At 75.5% G+C, this 18,287-nt stretch carries 17 protein-coding genes; 3 read left to right on the top strand and 14 right to left on the bottom strand.

The genetic code is table 11. From position 1 onward, the window contains the following. Window positions 1–118: 118 nt before the first annotated feature. Window positions 119–754 (top strand): lysoplasmalogenase family protein, encoded by a 636-nt coding sequence (locus tag K8Z61_RS15160; RefSeq protein WP_224130725.1) that lies wholly within the window; start codon window positions 119–121, stop codon window positions 752–754. Between the two features lie 129 nt (window positions 755–883). Here K8Z61_RS15160 and K8Z61_RS15155 read toward each other — a convergent pair whose 3' ends face one another. The 4 genes from K8Z61_RS15155 to K8Z61_RS15140 form a co-directional block, all read right to left on the bottom strand. Continuing rightward, window positions 884–1,213: a hypothetical protein gene (locus tag K8Z61_RS15155; protein WP_224130724.1), complete on the bottom strand. Its 330-nt coding sequence runs from the start codon at window positions 1,211–1,213 to the stop codon at window positions 884–886. After that, complete coding sequence (locus K8Z61_RS15150) at window positions 1,210–2,436, bottom strand: acyl-CoA desaturase (RefSeq protein WP_224130723.1); 1,227 nt, start codon at window positions 2,434–2,436, stop codon at window positions 1,210–1,212. Before K8Z61_RS15150 ends, K8Z61_RS15155 begins: the two co-directional genes overlap by 4 nt. A gap of 67 nt (window positions 2,437–2,503) precedes the next feature. Next, entirely contained in the window at window positions 2,504–3,610 is a 1,107-nt protein-coding gene (locus K8Z61_RS15145; protein ID WP_224130721.1) for a ferredoxin reductase, read from the bottom strand. Between the two features lie 192 nt (window positions 3,611–3,802). Next, on the bottom strand, window positions 3,803–4,477 hold the full coding sequence (locus K8Z61_RS15140) for a response regulator transcription factor (RefSeq protein ID WP_224130720.1): 675 nt from the start codon (window positions 4,475–4,477) through the stop codon (window positions 3,803–3,805). Window positions 4,478–4,634: 157 nt separating this feature from the next. Here K8Z61_RS15140 and K8Z61_RS15135 point away from each other — a divergent pair, with 157 nt between their 5' ends. After that, entirely contained in the window at window positions 4,635–5,879 is a 1,245-nt protein-coding gene (locus tag K8Z61_RS15135) for a sensor histidine kinase (RefSeq protein WP_224130719.1), read from the top strand. Window positions 5,880–6,020: 141 nt separating this feature from the next. Next, window positions 6,021–6,404 carry a hypothetical protein gene (locus tag K8Z61_RS15130; RefSeq protein ID WP_224130717.1) on the top strand — a complete coding sequence of 128 codons (384 nt, stop codon included), beginning with the start codon at window positions 6,021–6,023 and terminating at the stop codon, window positions 6,402–6,404. A 117-nt stretch (window positions 6,405–6,521) separates the two neighbouring features. Here the strand turns inward: K8Z61_RS15130 and K8Z61_RS15125 are convergent, their stop codons facing one another. The 10 genes from K8Z61_RS15125 to K8Z61_RS15080 all read right to left on the bottom strand — a co-directional run bounded on the left by K8Z61_RS15125 (window position 6,522) and on the right by K8Z61_RS15080 (window position 18,177). Beyond that, window positions 6,522–7,700, bottom strand: a complete 1,179-nt coding sequence (locus tag K8Z61_RS15125; RefSeq protein WP_224130716.1) for a hypothetical protein — start codon at window positions 7,698–7,700, stop codon at window positions 6,522–6,524. Beyond that, entirely contained in the window at window positions 7,697–9,172 is a 1,476-nt protein-coding gene (locus tag K8Z61_RS15120) for a substrate-binding domain-containing protein (RefSeq protein ID WP_224130715.1), read from the bottom strand. The genes K8Z61_RS15125 and K8Z61_RS15120 overlap by 4 nt, the downstream gene beginning before the upstream one ends. Continuing rightward, a complete protein-coding gene (locus tag K8Z61_RS15115) occupies window positions 9,169–10,323 on the bottom strand; it encodes a hypothetical protein (protein ID WP_224130714.1) in 1,155 nt (384 codons plus the stop codon). Before K8Z61_RS15115 ends, K8Z61_RS15120 begins: the two co-directional genes overlap by 4 nt. Continuing rightward, on the bottom strand, window positions 10,320–10,904 hold the full coding sequence (locus K8Z61_RS15110) for a hypothetical protein (RefSeq protein ID WP_224130713.1): 585 nt from the start codon (window positions 10,902–10,904) through the stop codon (window positions 10,320–10,322). The genes K8Z61_RS15115 and K8Z61_RS15110 overlap by 4 nt, the downstream gene beginning before the upstream one ends. Continuing rightward, window positions 10,901–12,631: a hypothetical protein gene (locus K8Z61_RS15105; RefSeq protein ID WP_224130712.1), complete on the bottom strand. Its 1,731-nt coding sequence runs from the start codon at window positions 12,629–12,631 to the stop codon at window positions 10,901–10,903. The genes K8Z61_RS15110 and K8Z61_RS15105 overlap by 4 nt, the downstream gene beginning before the upstream one ends. After that, window positions 12,628–14,769, bottom strand: coding sequence for a glycosyltransferase family 2 protein (locus K8Z61_RS15100; RefSeq protein ID WP_224130711.1), 2,142 nt, complete (start codon window positions 14,767–14,769; stop codon window positions 12,628–12,630). Before K8Z61_RS15100 ends, K8Z61_RS15105 begins: the two co-directional genes overlap by 4 nt. Continuing rightward, on the bottom strand, window positions 14,766–15,125 hold the full coding sequence (locus tag K8Z61_RS15095; RefSeq protein ID WP_224130710.1) for a hypothetical protein: 360 nt from the start codon (window positions 15,123–15,125) through the stop codon (window positions 14,766–14,768). The genes K8Z61_RS15100 and K8Z61_RS15095 overlap by 4 nt, the downstream gene beginning before the upstream one ends. A 193-nt stretch (window positions 15,126–15,318) precedes the next feature. Continuing rightward, entirely contained in the window at window positions 15,319–16,539 is a 1,221-nt protein-coding gene (locus K8Z61_RS15090; RefSeq protein ID WP_224130709.1) for a glycoside hydrolase family 5 protein, read from the bottom strand. 3 nt (window positions 16,540–16,542) lie between these two features. After that, window positions 16,543–16,860 (bottom strand): antibiotic biosynthesis monooxygenase, encoded by a 318-nt coding sequence (locus tag K8Z61_RS15085; RefSeq protein ID WP_224130708.1) that lies wholly within the window; start codon window positions 16,858–16,860, stop codon window positions 16,543–16,545. A 9-nt stretch (window positions 16,861–16,869) separates the two neighbouring features. Beyond that, a complete protein-coding gene (locus K8Z61_RS15080) occupies window positions 16,870–18,177 on the bottom strand; it encodes a hemolysin family protein (protein WP_224130707.1) in 1,308 nt (435 codons plus the stop codon). Window positions 18,178–18,287: the final 110 nt, after the last annotated feature.

Below are 18,287 nucleotides of genomic sequence, written 5' to 3'. Positions count from 1 at the left end.
CCCCCCCCGCCGGCCGGGGGCGGGCCACCCGGGGGGGGGGGGGCCCACCCCCCCCCCCCCCCCGACCGGTTTCCCCGGGCGCCCGGGGAAACCGACGGGCCTGCGCCACACTGACGCCATGCGAGCGACGAAGGCCGTCTACGGCGTCGTGGCGGTGGCGACGGCGGTGGCGGGGGCCCGCGAGCACCGGCCGAGCCTGGTGCCGACGAAGGGCGCGCTGATGCCCCTGCTGGCCTCGGCCGTCACGACCGGCCGGGATCGGGGTCTGCTGCGGACGGCGCTCGCGGCCGCCTGGGCGGGCGACCTTGCGCTGCTGCCGCCGCGTGCCCCGGAGGACGACGCGGCCGCCCGGCGCCGCCTGCGCCGCGGGGCGGCGGCGTTCGCCGTGCAGCAGGCGGCCTACCTGACCCTGCTGGCGCGGCGTGGGCATCGTCCGCGGCCCGCGGTCGCGGCCGCGGTGGGTGCCTGGCTCGGGACGCTGGCGGTGCTCGACGTCCGGGCCGGAGGCGGTCGTCCGGACCCGGTCGTCACCGGCTACGGCCTGCTGCTCGGGACCATGGCGGCCACCGCGCTCGGCTCCAACGACGGCGAGCTGCGCACCGGGGGCGGCATGTTCCTCGCCTCGGACTCCGCGATCCTGCTGCGCGAGCTGCTGCTGAGCGACCATCGGACGAGGGCGCTGGCCGAGGCGTTCGTGCTGCTGACCTACGCCGACGCGCAGTGGCACCTGGTGCAGGGGCTCGCGCGCGACTGACCCGGTGCCCCGGGGCGTCCAGGTGCGGGGGTCTCGACAGGCTCGACCACCGGGGCCGGCTCGACCACCGAGGTCGGCTCGATCAGGGGGCCGGCTCGACCACCGGGGCTCACTCGATCACCGACGAGGCTAGAGCAGCGAGTTCGGCACGAACCTCGGCAGCGGGTCGGCATCGCCGGAGCCGGGACGCACGAACTCGAAGCCGGCCGTGCGCACGACCGTCAGCGGGACGGGTGCGGGCAGGGCGCGGACGGCGTCCACGCAGCCGTCGTGCAGCGGGGGCAGGTGGAAGGCGTTGCGCGCCACCTCGTCGGACGTCCCGACGAAGGCGATCGGATGCCCGAGCGGACGTCCGCACGCGCCGCAGACCCGGGCGAGCGCGCACCGGGTGACGAGCCGCCGGGAGGGCACCCCGTCGGGGGCGCCCTCCCAGGCGAACAGGGCCGACGCGGTCGTCACGCCCGGCTGCGGCCCGCGGCGCGCGACCACGCGCCGAGCTCGGTGCGGCGCTGGTGGGTGTCCTCGTGCCGCACCCGCTGGTGCTGCTCGATGGTGACGCCCTCGCCGGTGGGCGGCCGGTCGTCCTTGGTCATCCGGTTCGGCAGCGTCAGCTTGTGGATGGTGCGGAGCACCTGGCCGTACTGCCGGTGCAGCGGGCCGGTGGTGTAGGGCAGCTCGTACTTCTCGCACAGCGCGCGCACCTCCGGCGCGATCTCGGCGTAGCGGTTCGAGACCAGGTCGGGGAAGAGGTGGTGCTCGATCTGGTAGCCGAGGTTGCCGCTCATCAGGTGGAGCAGCGGGCCGCCCTCGAAGTTCGCGGTGCCGAGGATCTGCCGCAGGTACCACTCGGCGCGGGTCTCGTCCTCGAGCTCGTCCTCGGTGAAGTGCAGCGCACCGTCGGGGAAGTGCCCGCAGAAGATGATCAGGTAGGCCCACACGTTGCGCATGAGGTTCGCGGCGACGTTGGCCCGGATCGTCTCCTTCCATCGGGGGCCGGTGAGCGCCGGGTAGAGCACGTAGTCCTTCACCAGCTGGTGACGGCCCTTGCGGACGATCTGCGCCAGCTGGCGCCTCATCTCCTCGGGGTCCTTCTTGCCGTGGCGGATCGCGTCGAGGTCGAGGTCGTGCAGCGCGACGCCCCACTGGAACAGCGTGGCGAGCAGGGCGTTGTAGACCGGCTGGCCGAGGTTGGCCGGCGTCCACCGCTGCTCGCGCGCCATCCGCAGCACGCCGTAGCCGATGTCGTTGTCGTAGCCGAGCACGTTGGTGAACTGGTGGTGGATGTAGTTGTGGGAGTGCTTCCACTGCTCGGCCGGCTGGCCGGTGTCCCACTCCCAGGTGGAGGAGTGGATCTCGGGGTCGTTCATCCAGTCCCACTGGCCGTGCATGACGTTGTGGCCGATCTCCATGTTCTCGAGGATCTTGGCCAGGCCGAGCGAGACCGCCGAGGCCGCCTGCAGCGGTCGTCGGTACCTCTTGTCGAGCGGCGCCGCGACGATCATGCCGATGCGGGCCGAGGCGGCCATCCAGCGCTGGGCGCGGATGACGCGGCGGATGTAGGCGGCGTCCTTCGCGCCCCGGGAGCGCTCGACGCGCTCGCGGAGGGCGTCGAGCTCGCGCCCGATCGCCTCGACGTCGGCCTCGGTGAGGTGGCAGTACTCCTGGACGTCCGAGATGGCCATGCGGGTCTCCCTTGATCGGGGCGGGCTGGGTGGTGCGGGGACGGTGCCGTGCCGGTGCGGCGCGGGGTCAGACGTTCAGCGTGCAGGGGCCCACGGGCACGGTGACGCAGGTCTGCACCTGCTCGTTGGGCTGGTCGAACTCGTCGCCGTTGCGCAGGTCGCGCACGGTGCCCGAGATCTTGGTGACGGTGCAGGTGTGGCAGATGCCCACGCGGCAGCCGTACGGCATGCCGACGCCGGCCTGCTCGCCGGCCTCGAGCAGAGTGGTGGCGCCGTCGGCCTCGACCTCGCGTCCGGTGTTCTGGAACGTGACGAGCCCGCCCTCCCCGCCGTCGCCCTTCAGCTGCAGCGAGAACCGCTCGAGGTGCAGGCGGTCGTCGAGGTCGGCGTCGCGCCAGTGCTGCTCGACGGCGTCGAGCATCGGCGCGGGACCGCAGGCCCAGGTCTCGCGGCGTCGCCAGTCGGGGACGAGGTCGTCGAGCCGGGCGAGGTCGAAGATGCCCTGCTCGTCGGAGAACCACTCGTGCACGGTGAGCGCCTCGTGCTTGGCGTGCAGGGCGGCGATCTCGTCGCGGAAGATCATCCGCTCCGGCGTCGTCGAGGCGTAGTGCAGCGTGACGTCGCCCATCGTGCCGCGCCGGTCGAGGGTGCGCAGCATGGACATCACCGGCGTGATGCCCGAGCCGCCGACGAGGAAGAGCGAGCGTGCCGGCGGTGGATCGGGCAGGACGAAGTCGCCGTTCGGCAGCGCGAGCCGGACGATCGTGCCCGGCGCGAGGCCGTTGACCAGGTGGTCGGAGAGGAACCCCTCGGGCATGGCGCGCACGGTGATCGCGAGCGTCCGGCCCGACCGCTTGGGCGGCGAGCTGACGGAGTAGGACCGCCAGTGGAACTTGCCGTCGACCTGCACGCCGATGCCGACGTACTGGCCCGGCCGGTGGTCGTAGGTCCAGCCCCAGCCGGGCCGGATGACGAGGGTCGCGGCGTCGTCGGTCTCGCGCACGACCTTCTCGACCCGCCCGCGCAGCTCGCGCGAGCTCCACAGCGGGTTGATCAGCGTCAGGTAGTCGTCGGGCAGCAGCGGGGTGGTGAGCTGGTCGAGACCGCGGCGCACGCGGCCCCACCGGTCGCGCGGGGTGGTCTGCGCGTCCCGAGACGCTGTGGTGCTGGTCACACGGTCAGTGAACATCCGTGTGCGGGCCGCCGTCCAGGGAATCCCACGGAACCGCCTCGCCCGAGGGGCGGGTCTCGCCCCTGCACGGGTGCGGGGGTCTCGGCAGGCTCGACCACCGTGGGCTCCGGCTCGACCACCGGGCCCTGCGCGGGTGCGGGGGTCTCGGCAGGCTCGACCACCGTGGCCTCTGTCTCAGATCAGGCGGTGCTCGTGGGCGAAGACGACGACCTGGACGCGGTCGCGCAGGCCGAGCTTGCGCAGCACCGCGCCGACATGGGTCTTCACCGTCGACTCGCTGAGGAAGATCCGCGCGCCGATCTCGGCGTTCGACAGGCCGCGGGCCACGGCGTCGAAGACCTCGCGCTCCTTGTCGGTGAGGGTGGCGAGCGCGGGCGGCGGAGGCGGGACGGCGGGCGCGGCCAGCTCGCCGTCCAGCAGGGTGGCGAGGTCGTCGGGGGCGAGGACGGCGTTGCCGGCGTGCACGGTGCGGATCGCCTCGCGCAGCGCGTCCGGCGTCGTGGACTTCAGCAGGAACCCCGACGCCCCGTGCCGGATCGCGGTGGCGGCGCGGTCGTCGAGGTTGAAGGTGGTCAGGACGATCACCCGCAGCGGCCGCGCCCGGGCGGCGACGGCCTCCGGGGCGAGGAGCCGCCGGGTGGCCTCGACGCCGTCCATCTCCGGCATGCGGAGGTCCATGAGCACCACGTCGGGCTGCGTCTCCTCGACCACCCGGAGCGCCTGCTGGCCGTCGCCGGCCACGCCGACGACCTCGAGGCCGGGCTGGGCGTCGACGATGATGCGCACGCCCTCGCGGAAGAGATCCTGGTCGTCGACCAGCACCACGCGGATCGGTGCCTCGTCGGACATGGCCGCTCTCCTCGATGTCGGGTGGCCGCGGGCGCGGCGCGTCCGAGCCTAGGGCCCGTGGCGCCGGTCGGGAGGTCGCGACGGGTCGTCCGCAGGTGCCGTCGATCGGCACCTGCGATCGATGCCGACGACCCCCGGGCGCTCCTAGGTTGAGGCCATGAACCAGACCAGTCGGGTCGAGCCGGTCGAGCGGCCGTGGGTGCGTCCCGCGCTGATCGGAGCCGGGCTCGCAGCGATCGTCGCCGCCGTCGGGTGGGCCGAGCTCGGCCCCATGCGTGCGCTCGACCTCCCGGTGGGCTCCTACGACATCGTCATCGTGCTGATGGCGGCGGCCGTCGGGCTGCACCGTCTGGCGCCGGCGGCGGCGCTGGTCGCGCTGATCGCGGCGACCCTCGTGCAGGTGGAGATGGGGCTCAGCCTGCTGATCGTGCAGCTCGGCTTCGTCGTCGTGCTCTACGGGTGCAGCCGATACGGCGGAGCCGCCACGGTCGTGCTGTCGGGGCTGGCGATCCCGGGCGCGTTGGGCCTCGGCGTCGTGCTCGCCGGCACCGTCCTGGCGAACGCCTCCTTGGGTGCCGGGACGTGGCTGGACGCCCTGGCCCGTGTCGGGCTGCAGCCCGGTCCGGGGATGGAGCTCGGCGTGGTCGCGGTCGTCGGGACGCTGCTCGTCGTCCCGTGGCTGGTAGGGCTGACGCTCCGCTTCGCCGACCGGGCCCGTGAGAGTCGCGACCGGGCGGTCGAGGCCGCCGAGCAGCAGCGGTTGGCCGAGCTGGGCCAGGCGCAGGCTGAGGCCGCAGCCGGCGCACAGGAGGAGCGGGCGCGGCTGGCCCGCGACGTGCACGACGTCGTCGGCCACTCCCTCGCCGTGATCCTCGCCCAGGCCCAGGCGGCCACGTTGCTCCCCGACGCCGAGCTGCCGCGCATCCGTCGCAGCCTCGAGGCGATCACCGACGCCGCGCGCTCCTCCCTGGACGACGTCGGCGCGGTGCTGGCCGGCACCAGCGCCGCCGCGCCGACGGGCGGCTTCGGCCGGCTGGTCGCGCAGACCGCCGTCGTGCCGCGCGTCGAGGTCGTCGTCGAGGGCGAGCCGCGTCCGCTGCCGCCGGACCTCGACGTCGTCGCCGAGCGGGTGCTGCGCGAGCTGGTCGCGAACGCGCTCAAGCACGGCGACCCCGACGCGCCGATCCGGGTGCGGATCGGCTGGGGTCCCTCGCTCGGCCTCGAGGTCGTCAACCGGGTGGCGTCCGACCGGCTCACCGTGCCGATCGCCACCGGGGCGCCGCGTGGCGGCACCGGGCTGGACGGCGTCCGACGGCGGCTCGGTGCCGTGGGCGGACGGCTCGAGGTGACGCTCGACGACGACCGCCACCACGCCCGCGCGCTCGTCCCGCTGCTCGGCTGACCCCGCCCGCTCCCCGCGCTCCGCCAGCCCTCGCCCCTCCGCAAGCCCCTTCCGCAAGCCCCTTCCGCAAGCCCCCTCCGCACGTCCCGTCCTCGCGGTCCGCCGGACCGTCGATGCCCCACGTCCCGATCAGGAGTCGTCATGCCCGCACATCCCCTCGCCCGCCCCCAGGTGCTGCTCGGCCTCGGCCTCGCAGCGGCCGTCCTGCTCGTGCTGGTGCTCGCCCGCGGCCTCGTGCCGCTGAGCGTGCCCGGCATGCGCACCACGGCACACCCGCCCTGCGACCAGCTGCCGTCCGACGCCGCCGTCGAGCGGGCCATCCACACGCATCGCGACACCGTGCGGCGGCTGATCGCGATCGGCGCGGACGTCTCGGTGCGGGCCGACCAGCCGTGCGACGGCGCCGAGCGCGACCGCGCCGTGCTCCGCATCGGCTACCGCTACGACGGCAGCGGCTCCGCCGTCCGGGACGTCATCACGCGCGCCGACGGCTTCGGCGTGCCGGTCGTGATCGAGCGCGACTGACGCCGGCCGCCCGATCAGGGCGGGCAGAACCGGTCGGTGGCGGGCGAAGCTTCGCCTGCCGGCGACCGGTCTCCCCGGGCGCCCGGGGAGACCGACGCGGTGCCCGGGCGGCCGAGGTCAGTCCGCCCAGGGCCCGACGGCCACCTCGCAGAGGTTCCGTCCGGGGTGCTCGCGGTCGTTCGTGACGCGATAGGACGACACGACGAGCGGCGCCACGACCGAGCCCTCGCCGAGGTCGACGGCCGGGTAGAGGCGCAGCATCCCGTTGGGCGGCAGGGCGATCGGGCCGACGGCGCCGGTGTCGGGGTCCAGCCCCGTCTCGTAGGTCTCGACGTGGTCGCCCACCGCGCCCTCGCCGGAGATCTGCTCGACGTACACCGAGGCGCTGCGCGCCGAGGGCGGCACCTCGAGGGTGACGTCGGCGGTCGGGTCGCCCGTGTCCGCGGGGTCGGGCGGATCGCAGCGCAGCCGCAGCCGGCCCAGGTCGCCCAGGGGCGCCGAGGCCGCCGACCCGCCGTCGGCGGCGTCCGCGACGCCGTGCCAGTCGAGGGTCAGCCGGCTCGAGGGCCGGTCGAGCAGCCGCGCGGTGCGGCCAACGCGGATGACGTCGTCGCCCAGCCGCACCCAGCGCGACCGGGCCGAGTCGACGACGCGCCGACCGGCGGCCTCCCGCCCGGTCATGTCGGTGCGCAGGCGCACGACCACGCGGCACGACGAGCGGTCGGGGTCGCTGCGCAGGCTCCGCCACGTCCAGGTGGCCGACACGCTGGTCGGGGCCGGGGTGGGCACGCCGGCGGCGTCCGAGCGGCGTCCGGGTCGCTGGCTGACCAGGCCGTGGGCGTAGCCGCCGGTGGAGTCGTCCTCGATCGGCCAGCGCTGGTTGAGGCCCTCGGCGGCCGTCGGCCCGGTGCCCCCGCGGCCGTCGTCGGCGCGGGTGGCCCAGCGGTAGACCCGCGCGGTCTTGACCGCCACGACCTGCTGCCCGCCCTTGACCTCGTGCTTGGCCAGCCACATCTGGGTCTCGCGGGTCCGGTCGTAGGGCGCGAGCCGCAGCGAGGTGCCGTCGCGACGGCAGCGCGCGGTCAGGGTGCCGATGCCCGGCACCGTGCCCACGACCCGGCTCTCGCCGTCGTAGCGAGCGCCGCGCCAGTCGAGGACGAGGGTCTGCTCGAGCACCGTGCCGCCGCTCGTGGCCGGCGCCGCGACGCCCGCAGGCGTCGTGCCCGGCGCGCCGAGCGGCAGCAGGACGCCGAGCGCCGCGGCCGCCACCGCCGCGAGGGTCGCCCCTCGCCTCACGGGGCGGACGTCGGGCTCGGCATCGGCGTCGTCGCCGTCGACGCCGCCCCGGCCGGCGGGCTGCTCGCGCCGCCGCTGCTGGGCGCGGACGCCGCCGCCGCGGTGAGCACGGGGGGCGCCTGCTCGCCGCGCACCCACGCCAGCTCGGTGCGGATCTGCGCCCGCGGGAGCGCGATCAGGCGCTTCGCGGTCGCGGTCTCGCGGGCGTGCGCGAGGTAGGAGGCCAGGAAGGCCGCGACCTCGGGACGGTCCAGCGCGCGCATCGTGGTGGTGAGCAGCAGCCGGCGGCCGAGCGGGTACTGGCCGCCGATCACGGTGGTGTCGCTCGGGAAGACGCAGTCGTCGGCGGTACCGCCCGCGCTGATCTCCAGCGGGCGCAGCTGGTCCTCGAACAGGTGGTAGTAGCTCGAGCGGACGTAGGCGACCCGGCCCAGCAGCGCGCGCTCGCGCTTCTCGGCGGCCGCGGTCGAGCGCGCGTCGGAGGAGGCGATGCGCAGCTGGCGCGCGGCGAGCGCCAGGCGGCGCTCGGCGGCGGCGCGCGCCACCCGGGCCCGGCTGACCCGCGCGGCGTCGCGCCGCTGGGTCGCGGCCGGACGCCGGTCGCGCACGCCCTTGGCCCGCTCGCGCAGCGCCACCGACAGCTCGGTGCGGGCGCCGCTCAGCTCCGCCCGGCGCTGCCGGACGAGGGTGGCCGCCTGCGTCCGGGCCCGCGCGGCCACCGGCGCCTGGGCGGCGGCGACCCGGTCGCGCGGATCGCCGGTGAGGAAGCGGCGCACGGCCTGGTCGTCGGCCTGGGCGCGGTAGTCGGAGCGGAGGTAGGTCAGGCTCGGCTCGGGCGCGTCGAGCACGTAGCGGCCGAAGAAGTCGAAGGCGTTGTTCTCCGGGTCCGGGCCGCCGACGACCACCGGGATCGACCCGCCGGCGAAGCCCAGCTGCGACCAGCGGGTCACCTGCGAGCCGGCGCGGTACAGGTCGGCGACCTGGTCGACGGTCAGGCAGTCGCCGCCGAGGTCGGTCTCCGCCCGGGTCGCCAGGACGACGGCGTCGGCCGCGACCTGCAGCTGGACGACCTGCTGGCCGTAGCGCGAGCAGAGCGCGAGCTCGTCGGCGCTGATCGTGCGCGCGGAGTCGACGACGTCCAGCGCTCCGGCGCACAGGCGCTGGAAGGCCGGGGTCGCGCCGATCGAGCCGACCTTGACCGTGGCGGTCGGGCTCTCCGCGGCGAACCGCTCGACGGCGGGCACCGTCAGGGAGCCGCGCGTGGTGCCGTCGACGCGTACGGAGCCGTCGGTCGGCGGGGCGATCGGCGTCGCCCCCTGCGGCACCCGGGTCGTCTCGGACGCCGGGCGCGCGGCGTCGGTCTCCTGGGCGGCGGCCATGTCGGTGCGGCCGAGCCCCAGCCCGCACGCCGACAGCGGGGCCAGCGAGCCGAGGGTCAGCGTCACGGCGAGGACGCGCAGGCGGGGTCTCACGACAGGCTCCCGGGGGTCGCGGCGGCGCCGGCGGCGGGGGCGGTCGTGGCTCCCGTGCTCGGCGCGGCGGGGGAGGGGGACGGCCCGCTCGGATCGGCGGGATAGCGCTGCCGTCCGGGCAGCTGGACGACCTCGAAGTCGTCGAGGGTCAGGCCCTGCAGCTCGTTGCCCACCAGCTCGTCGCTCAGCGCGCCCTTCTCGGCGTACAGCGTGGGCACCGAGGCCCGGTCGACGACGATCGCGCCGTACATGCGCAGCGAGGCGACGACGGCGTCGGCGCGACGGCGCTGCTCGGCGGTCAGCGGCAGCGCGCGGCCGGTGCGCGGGTCGCGGGCCGGACGCAGCACCACGCCCTCGCGCAGCCGGATCCGGGCGCCCTCGGGCAGCGAGGTGACCCGGCCGTTGCCGTCGGTGGTCGAGGCCGGCGGCACGAACGTGCTCGCGGCCGGCCCGGGGACGCTGATCGCCAGCGCGTGGTCGATGCGGCCGGCCATCAGCTCGTCACGACGGATCAGCCCGGCGAACAGCGGCAGGCCCGAGCCGCGGGCGCCGACGACCTGCGGGGCGCCGAAGCCCAGGCCGTCGAGGTCCCAGCGGCGCGCGAACTGGTAGGAGATCTGCGCCGCGCCCACCCGCCGCGCCCGCCACAGGTCGTAGGCGTAGCGGCCGCCGGGGTCGAGGATGGTCATCCAGCCGTCGTAGCGGGGGTCGGGGCTGACGTCGGCCGGCACCGGCAGGCGGCTCGGCAGGTCGTCGCCGCAGGAGGTCTGCCGGCAGGTCATCGTCGTCGGCACGCCGTCGGTGACGATCGGCGTCGTCCAGGCCTCGGTGTTGATCCACAGGCCGGCCCGCACGACCCGCCGCTCGACGAGCGGCGGCAGGTCGCCGGCGCGCTCGCGGACGCCGGTGCGCTCGGCGGCCTGCGCGATCAGCGTGGCCGAGTCGGGGTCGGTCGGCTCGGCGTCGATCCGGGTGTTCCAGGGCGAGTCGGAGGCGAAGTACGTGCCCTGCTGCATCCGCACCACCGCGGTCGGGGCCGCCGCCTGGGGGGCGATCGCGGCCTCGTCGCTGCCGCCGCGCGAGCACCCGGCGAGGGAGAGCGTCGAGCTCGCCACGAGGCCTGCGGCGAGCGCTGCTCGGACGCGGCTCATCGGCGCAGCGCCGCAGGCGCGGGCAGGGCCGGCTCGTCGGCGGGGGGCGTCCGGGCGGTCGCGGGCCGGGCTGCGTCCGGGAGCACCGCCTCGGCCCGGGCCAGCACCGCCTGCAGCCGCTCCGCGGCGGCGTCCGCCTCCGCGCGGGCGTGGTCGACGGTCGAGGTGAGGTCGGCGATCTCGCGCAGCAGCGCGGACACCGCGTCCCCGCGCGGCTCGGCGGCCTCCGGGGGCTCGACCGCGCCGGGCGCCGGGGCGGGGACGGCGGCCAGGGTCGGGACGACCTGGGGCGGCGTCGGCTCGGCGGCGGGGGAGGCCGGCGGCGGCAGGACGACCGCCTGGACCGCGGGCGCGACCGCGGCCGGCGCTGCCGCCTCGACGGCCTCGTCGGCCTCGTCGGCCTCCACGGAACCGGCCGTCGCGGACTCGGCCGGCGCGGTGCCGGCCTCCGGGTCGGCGACCTCGAGCGCGGGCTCCCGCAGCAGCGGGGTGCGCAGGGACGCGCCGGCGTCGTGGGCGGCGAGCAGGTCGGCCAGAGACGGGGCCGGGGCGATCACGGGCTGGGCGGGCTGGGCGGTCACGGGGTGCCTCCGGTGCTGGGGATGGCCGGGACGGACGGGTCGGCGGCGGTGCCGTCGAGCTGCTGCTGCGGCCGCTGGACGAAGCCCGCGGGCACCGAGAGCAGCACGTAGCGGTCGGTGCGGAAGACGACCGGCAGGTCGGCGTCGCCGCCCGCGGCCGCAGCCGGGTAGGCCTCCGCGACCAGGTCGGGACGCCCGTCGGTCGCGACGAGCACGTACCGCACCCGCTCCGGCGGAGCGGCCACGGCCGCGCGCCAGACGGCGTCGCCCTGGTCGACCCGGTCGAAGAACAGCTCCGGCCGACCGGAGAGGGTCAGCACGCCGTAGGTCGCGGCGTTGTCGGTGAGGATGCTGCCGCGCGAGGCGACGTTGTCGTCGATGTAGCCGGCCATCGCCAGCTCGGGGTCGAAGCCGACGGTCTGGCCGGTGGGCGTCCGGCTGCCCTCCTGGCTCTCGCCGGTGCGCACGGCCCGGGCGAAGGACCCCTCGAGCGCCTGGTAGCGGTAGTCGCCGACGGCGTGGAACGACCACGGCACCGTCGCGAGCAGGGCCGTGGCCAGCAGGGCGCCGCCGACGGCGGCCGAGGCCATGGCCCGGGCGAGCCAGACGCCGCCGATCACGGTGATCGCGAGCAGCACCAGCCCGTCCCCCAGCGACAGGGGCGAGGCCGACCAGCCGAACCAGGCCGAGAGCGCCGGCTCGCCGAGCGCCAGCACGATGGCGCCGGCCAGCCAGCGGGCGACGACGTCGCCGCGGCCGAGTCCGCGCCACAGCAGCAGCGGCAGGACGACGAGGGTGACCGGCGAGACCGTGAGCACCAGCTCCAGCAGGCCGCGGGCCAGCTCGGCGCCGCGGACCTCGGAGGCGGCCACCCGGTCGGGCACCAGCCAGGCGACGGGATTGCGCACGAAGAGGAGGTTGAGGATGCTCCACAGCGCCACGACGTAGACCATCGGCGCGCTGAACCCGACGACGCTGCCCTCGATCTGCTCGCGCCCCACGCCGGCGCGGCCGAGCACCCCGGCGATCAGGACGACCGTCAGCAGGAACCAGGCGATCGCGCCGTAGTCGCTGCCGATCCACAGGCAGAAGGCGAGCCCGCCGAGCATCAGGTGGCGGGGGTCGGCGGTGGCGAACCAGGTGATCGCGGACGACAGCGCCAGCACCAGCAGCGCGACGGTGAGCGTGGTGCCCTGGCCGTTGACCGCGTACCAGGCCGTCACCGGGTTGGCGAGCAGGCCGACCAGCACCGCGTAGCGCACCGGCGCGGTGAGGCCGCAGCGGCGCATGAGCGTCACGAGGGACGCGGCGGCGAGCCCGGCGAAGACCGCCGAGGCGACCGGGACGACCACCAGGCTGGAGACCCCGCCGGCCCAGATCGCCAGCGGCGTGGCGGCCATCGCGCCGAGCGGCGGGTCGTCGAGGCCGATGGCGGCCAGCTTCGGCGGGTCGTTGTGCCAGACCATCAGGGCCCGGGCGAACCGGTCGAGCGCGTCGGCGCCGAGCACGTGCAGGTCGGTGACGACCCACAGCCCGAGCGCGGCGAAGGCGAGCGTCACGAGCAGGCCGACGACGCGCGACTCCCACCGCTCCCAGCCGACGGGCCGCTCGGCGTACCCGGACGAGCGGGTCGGACGGGTCGCGGCGGACGCGGCGGCGGCGAGCGCGGCCGGGGTCGGCGGCGGCTCGGGGGAGGGGGCCTGAGCGGCCGGCGTCACGGCGCTCACGCGTGCTCCTCCTCGTTGAGGCCGTGCTCGGTCTTCTCCCAGTAGAAGGGGTTGGTGAAGAGCTGGATGAAGCCCTTCCAGGCCGCCAGGCTCATCAGGCCCCAGTAGAGCGGTGAGATGAGCGCGTACCGCGTCAGCTCGTACTGCCCGCGCTGCAGGCTGCCGGCGACGTTGAGGAAGACGAACACGAAGTTGCCGACGAAGAGCATGGTCGCGGCGGCGTAGAAGACGAAGCCGGGGAAGAGCGCCTGGATCAGGTCGGCCTGGGTGAGCAGGTAGAGCGTCGTGAGCGCCCAGAAGATCGGGTTGATCAGGTGCACGTAGGCGCCGCCGACCGTCAGGTTGAAGCTGAGGAAGCCCTTCAGGCCCAGCGAGCGCAGCAGCGAGACCGGACGCCGCATGTGCACCAGCCAGGTCTGCATGTAGCCCTTGATCCACCGGCTGCGCTGGCGCACCCAGTTGGGCAGCTGGGAGTTGGCCTCCTCCAGCGTGGTGGAGTCCATGATCTCGGTGCGGTAGCCGGCCTTGTGCAGCCGGATGCCGAGGTCGGCGTCCTCGGTGACGTTGTAGGGGTCCCACGCGCCGAGGTCGCGCAGCACCTGGGTGAGGAAGTGGTTCGACGTGCCGCCGAGCGGGATCGGCACGCGGTCGGCGCCCATGGCGGGGAGCAGCAGCTCGTAGTGCATCGAGTACTCGTTGGCGAACCAGCTGGTGAGCATGTTCTGCCGGCCGTTGAAGTAGTTCAGCTTGCCCTGGATGCAGGCGATCTCGGGGCCCGCGCCGCGGAACGCGACGACGGCCTTCTTCAGCTGGTCGGGGTCGGGGCGGTCCTCGGCGTCGTAGATGACGCAGTACTCGCCGTCGGCGAGCAGCAGGCCGTAGTTGCAGGCCTTGGGCTTGGTCTTCGGCTGGCTGTCGGGCACCACGACCAGGCTGAAGTGCGGCGGCAGGTCGAGGGAGCGGATGGTGCGGATGGTGTCCTCGTCGTCCTCCTCGCACAGCAGCTTCACGTCGAGCCGGGTGCGGGGGTAGTCGAGGGCGTTGAGGTCGCGCACCAGGCGCCGGACGATGCCGGCCTCCTTGTAGAGCGGCACGAAGACCGTGTAGAGCGGGAGGGTGCGCTCGTCGAGGTGCTCGAGGCCCGCGGTGACGTCGCGCTCGAGCCGGTGGCCCAGCGCGCGGTAGGTCAGGCGGAAGCGGTAGAGCGAGACGGCCAGGTAGACCACGCTGCACACGCCGACCGCGCCGATCGCGGTGGCCATCGGCGCGAGGATCGCGCAGACCACGACGGCCAGCGCGAACAGCACGAGGCCGACCTTCTGGCCGGTGGTGGCGACGATGTGCGCGGAGTCGCCGGGGTGCTGCTCGAGCAGCATCCGCGGGGCCTGGTGCGCGTAGTCGTCGCGGTGCACCCGCTGGACGAGCTGGTCGATGGCGGTGCGCGGGGTCAGCAGCGGGATCACCCGCGCCTGCAGCAGCGTCGCCAGCTCGTCGGCGGCCTCCGGGGTGAGCGGACGGCCGACGGCCGCCAGCACGGCGTCGTCGCGGCGGGCCAGCGGCACCGCGCCCAGTCGGCGGGCGGTCGAGGCCGGGATCGACCGGGCGACGTCGAGGTCGACCTCGGCGTCGGTGAGGTCGACCCGCGGGAGGCCTGCGAGGTCGGCCAGCACCGCGGTGTGGACGTCCTGGCTCACGGCCTCCCGCGAGACCAAGATCTCGGCCACGGGGTCGCCGGTGGCCAGGTGCTCGGCCACCGCCACGGCGACGTCGGCCGGCGCGACCAGGCGCAGGTCGAGGAGGCGCCGCGTCACCGCGAGGCCGTCGGAGCCGGCGAGCAGCCGGGGGTCGACGTCCGGCTCGGGCGCGAGCGCCGCCAGCTCGGCCTCCCCGAGCGCGACGACCTCGACGACCTCGCCGGTCGCGACGCCTGCCTGGCCGGGGCCGCCCGCGGGCAGCGCCCCGCCGATCAGCCGGGCCAGCTCGACGTCGGCCGGGGCGGCGCCCCAGCGCAGGACGGGCCCCTCCCAGCCGAGGTCCGCGATCCGGAGGCCGCGCAGCGTGCGGACGAGGTCGTCGGGCAGGGGGGCGCCGGGGACGACCCGGGCGTCGACGGCCTCGGGTCGCTCCAGCGTGGTCATCGCAGACCTCCGCCGAACCCGCCGGGCGTCTGGTCGGGCGCGGGCCCGCCGCCCGGTGCGCCCGCGCCCGGACGTCGGGCGCCGCGCTCGCGGGAGGAGGCGGTGCGGATCCAGTACGCCGCGCCGGCGACGCCGAGCACGATCCACGGCGCGATGAGGAAGCCGACGAACCCGACCACGAAGAGCAGCAGGGTCAGCAGGATGCCGCCGGCCGTGACCAGTGCGCCGCCGGTGGCGGGCACGAGGTAGGCCGGCACGGACGTCGGCGCCGCCGTCGGAGCGATCGGGGCGGTCTCGGCGGGCTGGGTCAGCTGGGTGGGCTGGCGGGGTGGCTGGGCAGGGGTGAGCGACGACATGGGGAGGCCTTGCTCCGGCTGGGGACCGGGGGGAGGGGACGGGGAGGGGATGCGTCGTTGCAGCGGCTGGGGAGGCCCGTGCTGGTCGGCCCGACGTCTTCCTCTCGGGGTAAGAGGGGTGATCAGGCCACAGGTGTGCTCCCTACGGCCAACGCCGTAGGGAGCCCTATGTTACCCGCGGATCAGTTCCGGTCTAGTCCGCTGCCGCGGCCTCGAGCAGGGCGCGCACGCGCTCGCCGTACGGCCGGCTCGGCGTCCGGCGATCGGCCGTGACCAGCGAGAACGCGTTGTCGGGGTCGGCCTCCCAGGCCCAGGCGAGCCAGCCGACGTCGTGGGCGGCGGCCCACTGTGAGACGGATCGCACGTGCCGCGCGGAGGAGTCGCCGTCGCCGACCTCGGAGATCAGCACCGGCCGGGTCCGCAGGACGGGCAGCAGCTCGCGGTCGAAGCAGGCGGCGGAGGCGCAGCGCTTGTCGGGGTAGGTGTGCAGCGCCGCGACGAGCGAGGGGTCGTCGGGCGCCCAGCGCACCCACTCGCGCAGGTCGTTGGCGTAGTCGAGCCCGCCGAGCAGGATCGGCTGGGGCGCGCCGGCATCGCGGATCGCGCCGACCAGCGCTCGCATGCCGGTCGCCTGGTAGGGCCCGCCGTCGTCGAGCGGCACCCGGTCGTCCTCGCCGTACGCGGGGCAGCCGCCCTGCGCCCAGCACGCCCAGGTCAGCTGCGCGGGGTAGGTGCCGGTGCGCTCGTCGTAGCGGGCGTAGGGCTCGTTCCAGGCGTCGAACATCACCGAGGGGTCGGTGGCGTACTCCGCGGCCACGGAGTCCCAGAAGGTCAGCGCGTCGGCGTCGGGCATCGGCGGGTTGCCGAACTCGTCCTCCTGGAACCGCTTGCGGCTGTGCAGGTCGAGGATCACCGCCATGCCCTGCGCGTGCAGGGCGGTGACGAAGGCGCGCACGGCGTCGCGGTAGCCGGGCGCGGTGGCGCCCGGACCGACCGGCGCGCCCTGGGTGCCGAGCCAGCAGTCGAGGTTCAGGGGGAGGCGGACGACGTCGATCCGCCACGACGCCAGGGCGGCGGCCTCGGCGTCCTCGGCGCCCGAGCCCAGGGCGTCCATCGGCGAGGAGCCGCGGCCCTGCGCGCAGGAGTACTCGAAGCCCGACCAGCTGACGCCGTGCGGGATCCACGGCTGCCCGGTGCGGGCGTCGAGAAGGCGCGCGCCCTGGACGATCGGCTGCGGCGCCCCGGCCGGTGCGGCCGACCCTGACGACTCCGACGGCTCGTCCGACGGGCTCGCGGACGGGCTGGAGGCGGCCGTCGGCGCGGGGTCGGCGGCCGGATCGCCGCCGCAGGCGGTGAGCAGCGTCGAGGCGAGCAGCGCGCCGAGCGTCAGGGCGCGGAGCCGTCGACGACGCACGGATCAGCCCGTGACGTCGAGGACGACCTCGAACTCCAGCAGGTCGGCGCCGCTGGAGACGGGACGACGGGGCTCGCCGTCGGCGTCCGCGGGCGCGTGCGCGGCGCGGGCGTCGCCGTCGCGCCACGCCTCGAAGGCGGCGTCGTCGGCCCAGTGGGTGACGACGAAGTAGCGCTCCTCGCCGGCCACCGGGCGCAGCAGCTGGAAGCCCAGGAACCCCGGGGTGCCGCTCATCGAGTCGGCCCGCTCGGCGAACCGGCGCTCGAGCTCGACGCCCGCCTGCGGGGGGACCCGGATCGCGTTGATCTTCACCACGGCCATGGGCCCAGGCTAGCGACGCACCTGCAGCCGCAGGATGCGCGGCCCGGCCATCGCGATGACGCGCAGGTGGACGCGCACGCTGCCGTCCTCGCCGTCGTCGGGGTCGAGGTCGTCGGCGAGCAGCACCTCCACCTCGTCGCCGACCGTCGGGATGCGCTGCAGCCGCGCCAGCACGTAGCCGGCGGCGGTGTCGTAGTCGCCGTCGGGCAGGACGACGCCGGTGAGCTCGGCGAAGTCCTCGATCGAGAGGGCGGCGTCCACCTCGTCGAGGCGCGCCGGGGCCATGGCCGGGTCGGGGTCGTACTCGTCGGCGATCTCGCCCACGAGCTCCTCGACGAGGTCCTCGAGGGTGACGATCCCGTCGGTGCCGCCGTACTCGTCGACCACCACCGCCAGGTGGGTGCCGGCCTCGCGCATCGTCGTGACGGTGGGCAGCACGAGCGCGGTGTTCGGCACCAGCAGGATGGTGCGGACGACGTCGCGCACCGTCGTGGAGCCGCCGGCCGGCAGGTCGATGAGATCGCGGACGTGCAGGAACCCGACCACGTCGTCGACGCTGCGGCCGGTGACGGGGTAGCGGGAGTAGGGGAGGTCGCGCACGCGCGCGACGGCGTCGGCGAGCGGGAGGTCGGCGTCCAGGAAGGCGACGTCGCCGCGCGGGCGCATCACCTCGCGCACGGTCGTGCGGGTGGCGCCGAGCACGTCGCCGAGGATGCGCCGCTCCTGGTCGTCGAGGCCCTCGTGGGTGGTGACCAGGTCGCGCAGCTCCTCCTCCGAGAGCTCCTCGCCGGTGGCGTCCGGGTCGCCGCCGAGGAGGCGGACGAGCGCGTCGGTGGAGAGCGAGAGCAGCCAGATCACCGGGCGCATGAGCCGCGCGAACCGGTCGAGCGCGGGCGTGACGACGACCGCGAGGCCCGCCGAGCGCTGCAGCGCCAGCCGCTTCGGCACGAGCTCGCCGAGCACGAGCGACAGGTACGCGATGAGCAGGGTCATGGCGACCAGCGCCACGGTCTGCGCGGCGTCGTCGCCCAGGCCCAGCCGGGTCAGGGACGGCGCCAGGTCGGGCGCCAGCGTCGAGCCGCCGTACGCGGCGGAGAAGAACCCGGCGACCGTGACGCCGATCTGCACCGCGGCGAGGAAGCGGTTGGGATCGCGGGCGACCTCGGCGACCTTCGCGCCGCGGGCGCCCGAGCGGGCCAGCCCGGCCAGCTGGCTCTCGCGGAGCGAGACCAACGCGATCTCGGTGGCCGCGAACACGCCGCCGACGAGCACGAACAGGACGACCAGGCCCAGGTTGACGAGGGTCTGGAGGTCCATCAGCAGGGGGCGGGACGCGTGGCGGGCGGAGTCACCTCCCGAAGGCTAGTGGCCGGGCGGATGCCGCCGTCATCCCCGCGGGTGGCCGACCGGGCGACGTCTACCGTCGA

The organism is Nocardioides sp. TRM66260-LWL (genome assembly GCF_020075545.1).
Taxonomy (GTDB): Bacteria; Actinomycetota; Actinomycetes; order Propionibacteriales; family Nocardioidaceae; genus Nocardioides.
The sequence above is the reverse complement of the archived record's forward strand: the minus strand, read 5'-3'. Positions and strand labels throughout refer to the sequence as shown.